Consider the following 11,255-nt stretch of genomic DNA (forward strand, 5'->3'; position numbering starts at 1 on the left):
CATTAATGACTAGTGTAAAAATTGAAACACTTGGTTGCTCTAAAAACCTTGTAGACAGTGAAATAATTTTAGGGTCATTGGTACATGCAGGTATGCATTTAGTGGATGATTGTACAAACGCAGAAATTATTATTGTAAATACGTGCGGGTTTATTGCCCCGGCAAAGGAAGAGTCTATAAATACAATTCTTGAAATGGCAATGTATAAGGAGAACGGGAAGTGCAAGAAACTGGTGGTAACCGGGTGTATGGTAGGGAAATATGGCGTGGAATTGGCCAAGGAAATTCCCGAAATTGACCTGCTGGCTGAAAGCAGCGATGTTACTAAAATCGTTGATGCCCTGGGTTTAAGAGAAACTAGTGCAAACAACGCTCTATTACGAACAGAGACCACAAATATGCAGCATACCCGTTATTTGAAGATTTCTGAAGGGTGTAATAATAATTGCACATACTGTACGATTCCCCAGTTAAAGGGTAATTACAAAAGCAGGTCTATGGAGGAAATAGTGAAAGAAGCTGAATTTCTTGTTCAATCTGGGGCAAAGGAAATTGTTTTAGTGGCTCAGGATACGACTAGGTACGGTGTTGATTTATCTGGTAAAAGAATGCTAGCAAAGTTAGTCAAAGCATTAGTAAAGATTGAAGGACTGGAATGGCTCAGAATGTTGTACTGCTATCCCAGTGAGTTTACGCCAGAGTTGATTAACATTATCGCGAATGAAGAAAAGGTATGTAATTATTTGGATATCCCGCTTCAGCATGTATCTGATGATATATTGAAGCGTATGGGCAGGCGTAGTGATAAAAAGCAGATAGTAAGTCTGCTAGAAACTCTCCGAAAAGAAATCCCCGACATTACAATCAGATCTACTTTTATCGTCGGATTTCCCGGTGAAACGGAGGGTGAATTTAACGAACTTTTAAGTTTTCTTAAATCTGCTAAATTAGATTGGGTTGGCGCGTTTACTTATTGGCCGGAAGCAGATACTGCTGCGGCAGAATTTCAGGACCAAGTTTCCCAGCGGGAAAAAGAAAAGCGGTTGGATATTTTAATGGAAATGCAGCGCCATATTACTGCGGACAAAAATAGCCAACTGATTGGCAAAAAAATTGATGTCATCATAGAAGGAATTTCCTCAGATTACCCCGAATATAAAGTGGGTAGATCTCAACGTCAGGCTCCGGAAGTAGATGGGATTGTCTACGTTACTACTTCAGTCGAGCCGGGAGAAATCATCTCGGTACGCATTACCGGTGTTTGGGGTGATTATGATTTGCTAGGAGAGGATGCGGGTGAATTTAGCTAATAAGCTGACCTTGGCACGGATATTTTTAGTACCGGTTTTTATGATAATTTTACTGGTACACTTAAGATACGGCGAATATATAGCTGCAGGCATATTTATACTGGCCGCCAGTACCGATGGCTTGGACGGATATATTGCCAGGTCTCGCAAACAAATTACCAGGTTGGGAAAATTGCTAGACCCATTGGCTGATAAGCTGCTTGTGACAGCAGCGCTGATATCTCTCGTGGAGTTAGACAAAATACCGGCCTGGATTGCTGTTTTGATAATAGGCAGAGAGTTTGCGGTAACAGGGTTGCGTACCATTGCTGCCGGCGAGGGAGTGATTATTGCAGCCAGCCGATGGGGTAAATTGAAAACTATTTCCCAAATAGTGGCTATTGTTGCCATCTTAATTCATGATTTTCCTTTCAATTACATTAACATACCTATTGGAGTAATTTCCCTTTATGTAGCAGTAATATTTACACTATGGTCAGGTTTTGACTACTTCCATAAGGCAAGAAAGCTGCTACGAGGGTCACTCAAATAAGAACCTTTTAATTTAACTTTTGGAAGCAGGCATGGTCTGCTTCTTTTTTAATTTATCAAAAAGTATAAGTACGTTCTGATAAATGGGGATTGTTAAGGGGGGGTATGCTCCCGTATAATTGTGGTGCTTACTCCTAGAACGTATACTGCACATTAGGTTTCCAAGGATTACATAAGCATTATAGCGTTCCGTTATGCTATACTATATTAGTATTAAGTATTTATCGGAGTGATATACCTTGAAATTTAATGGCTTGAATCTTACAAAAATTGTGGTTGTATTATTGCTTTGTCTGGCTCTATTATTTGGCGGGCAGTATATTTACCGACATATTGTCCTTGATAAACCAATGGGAGAGGAGCTTACTGCGGTTGAAGGGGTAAAGGACTACCGGGTGGTTTCTGCGGGCGGCGAAAAGGAAATTGTCTTAATAATGTCACCGTTGAACAATCTTCAAGAAAGTTTTTTGAAGGCCCAGGAAATTGTCTACAAAGTTTATTCGGACCAGACCCGTGTTAAAGTTAGTGATAATACTAATGACATTCTTCAAGAAGTATGGTATCAAAGTCAATTTACAGTCTACGAGGGTATTTATTCTGGACACTTTGTAGATATGAAACATCAGCTAAATGATATTGCAGCACAGTATTCCAAAGTACAAATAAGAGCATATGTGGATAATGAAAGAGTATATTTTCAAGCGGTAGTTGGAGAGCACTTTCTATACCGTGTAATAAATCGGGAATATGGAGGTGATCCTGTTGCTTAAAGAAGTGCTGATTGGGACTAGTATAGCATTCTTGGTATTTCTCGCCGCGGCAGGATATGATATTGTCCCATTACTACTTCTGGCAGGTGTGGCAATGATGTTTTTTATTGTTGCGGATAAGAAGGGGCTGGGTCAGGGTCGTCGATTTGAAGATTATTCGGCCAAAACTACCATTGGTTTTGATCAAATAGGCGGCCAGCAGGCTGCGAAACAGGAGTTAACAGAAGCATTGGATTTTATTATTAATCCGCAAAAGGTTGAAGAATTAGGGATAAGACCGTTAAAGGGAATTATATTATTAGGTCCACCCGGCACAGGGAAGACTTTGTTGGCAAAAGCTGCAGCAAATTATACCGATGCAGTTTTCCTAGCCGCGTCAGGCAGTGAATTTGTGGAGATGTATGCAGGCGTAGGGGCTCAACGGGTAAGAAAGCTGTTCCAACAAGCTCGGGAGATGGCAGTGAAAGGAAAAAAAGACCGGGCAATACTCTTTGTTGACGAAATTGAAGTATTAGGTGGAAAAAGAGGTAGTCATGGCAGTCATTTGGAATATGACCAGACACTAAACCAACTTTTGGTAGAGATGGATGGATTAAAAGCTAATGACGACGTGAGGGTTTTGCTGATTGCTGCTACCAACCGTGCTGACATGCTTGACGAAGCATTGATGAGACCAGGAAGGTTCGACAGACAGGTGAAAGTACCTTTACCTGATAAGGATGGCAGAAAAGAAATTCTTAAAATACATTGCACGAACAAGCCGATTGTGACGGATGTTGATTTAGACCAGGTGGCGAAAGATAGTTATGGTTTTTCCGGGGCACACCTTGAAAGTGTGGTTAATGAGGCAGCCATTATGGCTTTTAGAAATAATATGCAAGCCATTATTCCGGAACATTTTCGCGAGGCAATCGACAAGGTTATGTTAGGGGAAAAATTAGATAGAAAGCCCACCAGTGAAGAGGTGGAGAGGATTGCGGTCCATGAGACAGGGCACGCACTAATAAGTGAAATATTACGGCCGAATTCAGTTTCCCATCTGACGATTACTTCTCGGGGCAACGCCTTGGGCTATATGCGTCAAACGCCCCAGGATGACCAATACCTTTATACGAGAAAACAATTGGTTGACCAAATTAAAGTATGTGTCGCCGGTGCCGAGGCAGAAAAACTAATCCTGAACGGCAGCAGTACCGGTGCTGGAAACGACTATCAACAGGCTGTAAATTTAGTCTACAAAATTATCAGTGTTGGTTTATCTTCCCTCGGCATAGTAGATATGGAGAATGCTGATAAGGGTTCTATTACCAGCGAAATGAACAGCATTCTTAATGAGCAAAATCATGCAGTTAAAGAGATGTTAAATCAATATCACCGACCATTGGTTGCTATATCTCGTCGACTTATGACAGATGAGCATATTTCCGGTCAACAACTACGACAGTATTTGCAGGCAGACCAGGCAAATGCATCTATTTAGGCCATTCAACCAGTAGAAGCCCAACTAGGGCTTCTACTTTTAATCCATCCAATAGCAGTTATTTTTGATTTTTAGCTATTAGGTTATATATTTAATGGTTTTTTTGTGATTGATTAACCTCAAAAGTGTTAAGTTCGATTAATATGCATAGTAAGAACGAATAATGGGTTTTTCACTGGGTGCATACTAATCGTAGATTGAGGTGACGATATTGCAAAGATTGCGATTGATGCATAAAAACCAATGGGCAAATCTGTTTATGGCTTTAGTCGGGGCTATTTTAATAGTTAGTATTTTCGGTCATATGCAGTTTCAGGTGGAGGCTTTACAGTTTAACCTCTCCATGCAAATATTTGACCACGGAGTAACTGAGATAATAATTCCGCCAGTTGGTACAATTAGTGCCAAAACCCACGCCACCCCGTTGCGCTTTACTATCCGATTAGTTAACATTGATATGGGATTATTGCGTCAATTGCTGGATAAATCTCCGGGACAAGAAAAACTTATAGCCAAATTAGAAACAGAATTACTACGTACATTAAGGATATTTATCTTAAGGATATTACTTTTAGCTGCCCTGGGCGGGATGTTTGGAGTTTTTTTACTACGCCGAAAAAGGGCAGCTACATATATCCGTGGCGCTATTACTGGAGTAATACTGATGGGGTTATTGCTGTTTGGCAGTTATAATACATATAATACTGACAGCTTTTTGACACCAAAGTATGAAGGAATATTAAGCGCAGCACCGTGGATGGTAGGGCTGGCTGAGAAGGCATTGGGTAAAATTGATAAACTAGGCGAACAAATGCAAGTAATGGCAAGTAACCTTTATGATTTATTTGAAAAAGTAGATACACTGCAGCCGGTAGGAAGTCAAACAGATACCTTGCGTTTACTGCATATTTCTGACATGCACAATAATCCGGCCGGGTATGATTTTGTTCAACAAATAGTGCGGGACTTTAAGATAGATGCGATTCTTGATACCGGGGACTTATCGGATTTTGGCAGCCCTTTGGAAGCAAAACTGGTTTCGCGATTAGAAGATTTAGATGTTCCGTACATGTTTGTCTCGGGTAATCATGATTCGCCGGCGATTGTTGAAGCTATGAAAAACTTAAAAAATGTTGTTGTTCTAGAAGGAACAACTTACCAGCTGAAAGGTTTGAAAATTTTTGGCTTCGGTGACCCTGCAGCAGTTTCTACCAGCATCACTCCTCCCAATCCTAAACTCGTTGATGAATATGTAGATTCTATCCAGACAAAATTTGAAAAAAATATACCAGTTGATTTAATAATGATACATAATCCCGGTATTGCACGAGAGTTTGCCGGCACGGTACCTGTAATCCTCCACGGGCATGACCACAAATTAAAATTACGGGACATTGACGGAACCCATATAATCGATGCCGGTACCAGTGGTGCCGCCGGTATCAGGGGCTTACAAACCAATAAGGAAGTACCATATTCAGTAGTGCTGCTGCATTTTAAAAAAACTAAAGACGGATATCGACTTATAGCAGCTGATAGTATTAAAGTATTTAATCTACGCAGTGGTTTCCAATTAGAACGCACCCTTTTTAGTGATGTGAACGTGATCGTAAAATAGAAAGCAATAAATTGTGTGTTGTTGCTTAGTAAAGGGTATATTATTTTGGTTAACTAAAGGGGATTGTCCAAGGGGACTAGAATTAATTATTAATAAGAAGAAGCTAATTGCGGGTACCTTTTTGGTCGCTAAATGTCGTGTATAGGTTTGAAATAGAATAAACTTGGATAAATAAGAAATTTAAATTGACAGTGTTTACCAAATGATTTATAATTATAGCGAACAAATGTTCCTTTAGGGAGTGATTATTAAAATGAGTGAGAAACAAAGGGCTTTAGAAATGGCGTTGGGTCAAATCGAAAAACAATTTGGCAAAGGATCAATAATGAAGTTAGGGCAATCCACGGCAAAACTCAACATTGATGTAATTTCGACAGGCTGTTTAGCAATGGATATGGCTTTGGGGGTTGGAGGTGTTCCTAGAGGCAGAATCGTAGAAGTCTATGGGCCTGAATCTTCGGGTAAAACCACTGTGGCGTTACACATAATTGCTGAGGCCCAAAAAAATGGAGGAACCGCGGCATTTATTGATGCAGAGCATGCTCTGGACCCTCTGTATGCAAGAAATTTGGGCGTTGATATTGATAACTTACTAGTATCCCAACCTGATACGGGTGAGCAAGCTTTAGAAATAGCCGAGGCCCTGGTGCGCAGCGGCGCAATTGATGTAATTGTCATTGATTCGGTTGCTGCCCTTGTGCCGCGAGCGGAAATAGAAGGCGAAATGGGCGATGCACATGTGGGATTACAAGCCCGGTTGATGTCTCAGGCTTTGCGAAAGTTGTCCGGTGCCATCAGTAAATCTCATACAACAGCAATTTTTATTAATCAAATTCGTGAAAAAGTAGGGGTAATGTTTGGTAGTCCTGAGACCACTCCAGGTGGCAGGGCATTAAAATTTTATGCCTCGGTAAGACTGGATGTGCGCCGTATTGAAACCCTAAAACAGGGTCAGGAAATGGTTGGCAATCGCACCCGGGCAAAAGTGGTTAAAAATAAAGTAGCCCCTCCCTTTAAACAAGCGGAATTCGATATAATGTATGGTCAAGGCATTTCTCAAGAAGGATGTATTGTGGATATTGGGGTAGAAATGGGCGTTATACAGAAAAGCGGAGCATGGTATTCCTATGGAGACGATCGATTAGGACAAGGCAGGGAAAATGTACGTGAATTCTTAAAAGATAATAAGGACCTTAAAGAGGAATTGGAATCAAAGGTTAGAAAGGCAATTAGTGAAAAATTGGGTTTGCCTGTTGCAGAAGAAAAGGTAGAACAAGCAGAGGCTAACTAAGGGTGTGCCTATGTCCGACAAAGTGATGGCAGCAGCACTGAGGTTACTTAATTTTCGTTGGTATACAGAGTCGGAATTGATTGACAGGCTTAATCGAAAGGGTTTTGAAAGTGACGAGATTAATAATGTAATGACTGAACTTAAGTCTTTGGGTTACGTAGACGACAAACGATTTGTAGATCAATGGGTTTCCCAAAGAAAAAGGTTAAAACCAATGGGGAAGATTCGTATAAAACATGAATTGCAAGCTAAAGGTGTTCAGCGGGAGGTAGTAGATAAAGTGCTTGAAGAAATGCTTCCCCAGATTGAAGAACATGACATTGCACTGTCACTAGCGGACAAGAAACTAAAGAAGAACCCACGAATAGAGTGGCGCAAACTGGCGGCATTTTTAACAAGAAGGGGATTTTCCTGGGAAATAGTATCCCGCGTTGGCAGAGAGCTTGACATAAACAACCAAAAATAATACAATGATTTTGGGAGAAACTAGGTTTAGCCGACTGCCTTAGTGCGGGTTATATATAGATTAAAGTAAACTGGTTTATTGATAGGTGTTTTGTCTATAATTAGTGTTTCAATACTTTAATCTGAATAAGTATGCTTATTTGCATGCATACCCGTTATATGGTATTGGTATGGCCGAGTTTCTAACTCGGCCTTTTTTGTTGGTAAGACTGACTCCCAACGTATTACATGTCTATGTTAATGCATTAGTTATTAAAAATTTTTTGAGAATAGGAGGTGAATGCTATGGATTTAATTCCCATATTGATAGCGATTATACTTGGTCTTATCGGATTCGCAATAGGGTACTTTCTTAGAAAATATTTAGCCGAGGCTAAAATTGCTTCTGCGGAACAGGCAGCAGAAAAAATTATTGGTGAGGCCCAAAAGGAAGCTGAGGCTAAAAAACGGGAGTCCTTACTTGAGGCTAAAGAGGAAGTACACAAACTACGCAGCGAAGTAGAAAAGGAAAACCGTGAACGACGCAGCGAGCTTCAACGCCTGGATCGGCGCCTGGTACAAAAGGAAGAGGCGTTGGATAAAAAGAGTGATAGTCTTGAAAAGAAAGATGAAGGGTTACAGAAAAAACTTGAAGATGCTGATAACCTAAAAATCGAATTAGAGAGTCTTCACCATAAACAGGTAACAGAATTAGAACGGTTATCCGGATTGACTTCCCAAGAGGCAAAAGATATTTTGCTGACGAACGTCCAAGAAGAAATTAAACATGAAAGTGCAATAATGATTAAAGAAATGGAAGATCAGGCCAAGGCAGAAGCGGATAAACGATCTAAAGAAATTGTAACAATGGCTATCCAACGTTGCGCAGCAGACCATGTGGCAGAAACAACTGTATCAGTAGTTACTTTGCCTAACGATGAAATGAAAGGCCGAATCATCGGGCGTGAGGGACGCAATATTAGAACATTGGAGACTCTTACTGGCATAGATTTGATTATTGATGATACTCCGGAAGCTGTTATCCTTTCTGGTTTCGATCCAATTCGCCGCGAGGTTGCTAGAATCGCGCTTGAGAAACTAATATTAGACGGCAGAATTCATCCTGCGCGTATTGAGGAAATGGTTGAAAAAGCGCAAAAAGAAGTTGAACAGCACATTCGCGAAGAAGGTGAACAAGCTACATTTGAAACCGGTATTCACGGTCTTCATCCAGAATTGGTTCGGCTGCTGGGAAGACTTAAGTACCGTACCAGCTATGGACAGAATGTGTTAAAGCATTCCATTGAGGTTGCTCATTTGGCATATATGATGGCCGAAGAGCTGGGTATGGATTCGCAATTGGCTAAGAGAGCAGGTTTGCTTCATGACATTGGTAAAGCTGTTGACCATGAAGTTGAAGGTCCACATGTTAAAATCGGGGCAGATTTGGCGAAGAAATATCGTGAAAGCAGCGATGTGGTGCATATTGTTGGCGCGCACCATGGAGATATTGAAGCTGAAAGTATGGAGGCAGTACTGGTTCAGGCTGCTGACGCTATTTCAGCTGCAAGACCCGGAGCCCGAAGAGAAACTCTTGAATCTTATATTAAGCGACTGGAGACATTAGAAGAGATTGCTAACTCCTTCGAAGGTGTTGAAAAATCTTTTGCTATTCAAGCAGGTCGGGAAATTCGTATTATGGTTAAACCTGAACGGGTGGATGACGCTTCATCGCCACAGGTGGCTAGGGATATCGTAAAACGAATCGAGCAGGATCTTGAGTATCCTGGACAGATTAAAGTAGTGGTAATCCGAGAGACCCGCTCGGTAGATTATGCAAAATAGAGTGAATTTGAATACAACGGTCCTTCGGGACCGTTTTCCATTTCTGCGATAAATATCAGTGGAAAGTTTCATCACCCGATGCAGGAAAAGCGACTATAACTAAAGAACATTACTTAAACAGTATTTGATAGGGCAGGTGAAATTAATGGGGCTGCAGTTTCGTAATGGTGAGGAAGTTTCAGATAGTATAGGCCTTCTTATATCAATCTTAGTACGTTACCCGGAAGTAGGTACTATAAATTTTGACCCAAAACACAATGTATTAAAGTTTACGTTTATTCTTTCCCATAGAGTTACCGAGGACCAGATAGAAGTTTTTTCAAAAGAATTTAAAGAATGCGTCGAAACTTTCAGCCATATTGCTGATACCGTTTTACGGGACAATAGGTTAATCTGCTGGGAACATGATGAGGTTATGCTTATAGAAGTCTATCGTGATGTGGAAAGCCTCAGTCAAGACGAAATCGCCATGCTGATCTCCTTGCTTTACAAACACTTCTTAGGAATATTAGTTGCTGATGAAAATGATTCCTTTTTTGAATATGATTTAGATTATCAGGAAGAGTTAATTAGTAATATTTTGGAAAGTATAGAAATGGGTACGGAACTCCCCGAAGGAAAATTAATTGCGTTTCGTGACGACGGTAAAGTAATGGTATTCAATAAGTAGCCACTATATTGCATGAACACAGGAGGATGTAGTTTTGAATATAATGATGATTGGTGATATTGTTGGGCGCCCTGGAAGGAATATTGTTCGTCAAATTCTTCCTGAACTACGGCGGGATTACGCAATAGACTTGGTAATAGCGAATGGTGAAAATATTGCCGGTGGTATTGGTGTCACCCGAGAGACGGTCGCCGAACTTTACAACTCTGGAGTAGATGTGATTACAACGGGTAATCATGTTTGGGATAAGAAAGATGTATTTAATTTCATCGACCAGGACCAGTACATTGTTAGACCTGCCAATTACCCACCAGAAACGCCCGGAAAAGGTTATACAATTATAACCATTGACAATGTAAACGTCGCTGTAGTCAGCCTGGCCGGCAGGGTTTTCATGGAGCCGTTAGACTGTCCTTTTCGTACAGCAAAAGACAAACTTGATAGTATTCATAATAAGGCAGATGTTTTTATCGTTGATTTTCATGCCGAAGCAACATCAGAAAAACAGGCCTTAGCTTGGTTTTTAGATGGGCGGGTTTCTGCTGTTTGCGGCACCCATACACATGTTCAGACTAATGACGCCCGCATTCTGCCGGGAGGCACAGCCTTTATAAGTGATGTCGGCATGACCGGTCCCTATAATTCGGTATTAGGCGTGGACAAGGATTTGGTAATAAAGAAGTTTACTGGACAGCTCCCAGTAAGGTTTGAGGTTGCCAACGGACCCTGCCAGTTTAATGCGGTAATTGTTGAGGTTGATATTTGTCTTGGTAGAGCAAAAGAGATAGAAACGGTTAATTTTGTCCGATAAAAAATTTTTTGTTTATATTATGAGAATATTTAAAAAAATCTTAATATAAAAAAGGAATTTTTTAGTGTGTGCTAGAATATACAGATAATAGGGGTAATATATCATTGAAACAATCAAGGAGGTCTAATCTATGGAAGTGTTGAAGGTTTCAGCAAAATCGAGTCCAAATTCTGTTGCAGGCGCTTTAGCTGGTGTTTTAAGGGAACACGGCGGCGCTGAATTGCAAGCTATTGGTGCCGGTGCGCTTAATCAAGCAGTTAAAGCGGTAGCTATTGCCCGAGGTTTCGTTGCTCCTAGTGGTGTTGATCTGGTTTGTATCCCCGCATTTACAGATATAATGATTGATGGTGAAGAGAGAACTGCAATTAAATTAATTGTGGGGCCTCGCTAAGTAAAAGTTTTTAAAAGACCTGTTTGTTTACAAAAGACAAGCAGGTCTTTTGTTTTGCTATTTTTTCAGTTTTATGGTTTACTTTTTGCTATGT

Annotated in this window: 11 protein-coding genes; all 11 read left to right on the forward strand. The window is 40.6% G+C overall.

The features are described 5' to 3' along the window. Positions 1–5: 5 nt before the first annotated feature. The 11 genes from rimO to MFMK1_RS11025 all read left to right on the forward strand — a co-directional run bounded on the left by rimO (position 6) and on the right by MFMK1_RS11025 (position 11,161). Complete coding sequence (gene rimO, locus MFMK1_RS10975) at positions 6–1,310, forward strand: 30S ribosomal protein S12 methylthiotransferase RimO (protein WP_366921748.1); 1,305 nt, start codon at positions 6–8, stop codon at positions 1,308–1,310. Further along, positions 1,297–1,842 (forward strand): CDP-diacylglycerol--glycerol-3-phosphate 3-phosphatidyltransferase, encoded by a 546-nt coding sequence (gene pgsA / locus MFMK1_RS10980; protein WP_366921749.1) that lies wholly within the window; start codon positions 1,297–1,299, stop codon positions 1,840–1,842. The genes rimO and pgsA overlap by 14 nt, the downstream gene beginning before the upstream one ends. Positions 1,843–2,080: 238 nt before the next feature. Continuing rightward, the gene (locus MFMK1_RS10985) at positions 2,081–2,611 is read left to right on the forward strand and encodes a hypothetical protein (protein WP_366921750.1); all 531 of its coding nucleotides are present in this window, start codon (positions 2,081–2,083) and stop codon (positions 2,609–2,611) included. Continuing rightward, a complete protein-coding gene (locus MFMK1_RS10990) occupies positions 2,604–4,091 on the forward strand; it encodes an AAA family ATPase (RefSeq protein WP_428846268.1) in 1,488 nt (495 codons plus the stop codon). The genes MFMK1_RS10985 and MFMK1_RS10990 overlap by 8 nt, the downstream gene beginning before the upstream one ends. Positions 4,092–4,302: 211 nt before the next feature. Next, positions 4,303–5,709 carry a metallophosphoesterase family protein gene (locus MFMK1_RS10995; RefSeq protein WP_366921752.1) on the forward strand — a complete coding sequence of 469 codons (1,407 nt, stop codon included), beginning with the start codon at positions 4,303–4,305 and terminating at the stop codon, positions 5,707–5,709. 253 nt (positions 5,710–5,962) lie between these two features. Beyond that, positions 5,963–7,000 (forward strand): recombinase RecA, encoded by a 1,038-nt coding sequence (gene recA, locus MFMK1_RS11000; RefSeq protein ID WP_366921753.1) that lies wholly within the window; start codon positions 5,963–5,965, stop codon positions 6,998–7,000. A 10-nt stretch (positions 7,001–7,010) separates the two neighbouring features. Further along, entirely contained in the window at positions 7,011–7,466 is a 456-nt protein-coding gene (locus MFMK1_RS11005; protein WP_366921754.1) for a regulatory protein RecX, read from the forward strand. A 284-nt stretch (positions 7,467–7,750) separates the two neighbouring features. Beyond that, positions 7,751–9,289 carry a ribonuclease Y gene (rny, locus tag MFMK1_RS11010; RefSeq protein WP_366921755.1) on the forward strand — a complete coding sequence of 513 codons (1,539 nt, stop codon included), beginning with the start codon at positions 7,751–7,753 and terminating at the stop codon, positions 9,287–9,289. Positions 9,290–9,434: 145 nt separating this feature from the next. Further along, positions 9,435–9,959, forward strand: coding sequence for a hypothetical protein (locus MFMK1_RS11015; protein WP_366921756.1), 525 nt, complete (start codon positions 9,435–9,437; stop codon positions 9,957–9,959). Between the two features lie 34 nt (positions 9,960–9,993). Next, positions 9,994–10,770, forward strand: coding sequence for a TIGR00282 family metallophosphoesterase (locus MFMK1_RS11020; protein WP_366921757.1), 777 nt, complete (start codon positions 9,994–9,996; stop codon positions 10,768–10,770). Between the two features lie 130 nt (positions 10,771–10,900). Then, positions 10,901–11,161 carry a stage V sporulation protein S gene (locus MFMK1_RS11025; RefSeq protein ID WP_366921758.1) on the forward strand — a complete coding sequence of 87 codons (261 nt, stop codon included), beginning with the start codon at positions 10,901–10,903 and terminating at the stop codon, positions 11,159–11,161. Positions 11,162–11,255: the final 94 nt, after the last annotated feature.

Origin of the sequence: Metallumcola ferriviriculae (assembly GCF_035573695.1) — a bacterium.
Classification (GTDB): Bacteria; Bacillota; JADQBR01; order JADQBR01; family JADQBR01; genus Metallumcola; species Metallumcola ferriviriculae.

What these genes read in the sequence shown, in the direction of transcription:
- rimO (WP_366921748.1), top strand. Translation starts at nt 6, where the DNA reads ATGACTAGTGTAAAAATTGAAACACTTGGTTGCTCTAAAAACCTTGTA.
- recA (WP_366921753.1), top strand. Translation starts at nt 5,963, where the DNA reads ATGAGTGAGAAACAAAGGGCTTTAGAAATGGCGTTGGGTCAAATCGAA.
- MFMK1_RS11005 (WP_366921754.1), top strand. Translation starts at nt 7,011, where the DNA reads ATGTCCGACAAAGTGATGGCAGCAGCACTGAGGTTACTTAATTTTCGT.
- rny (WP_366921755.1), top strand. Translation starts at nt 7,751, where the DNA reads ATGGATTTAATTCCCATATTGATAGCGATTATACTTGGTCTTATCGGA.
- MFMK1_RS11015 (WP_366921756.1), top strand. Translation starts at nt 9,435, where the DNA reads ATGGGGCTGCAGTTTCGTAATGGTGAGGAAGTTTCAGATAGTATAGGC.
- MFMK1_RS11025 (WP_366921758.1), top strand. Translation starts at nt 10,901, where the DNA reads ATGGAAGTGTTGAAGGTTTCAGCAAAATCGAGTCCAAATTCTGTTGCA.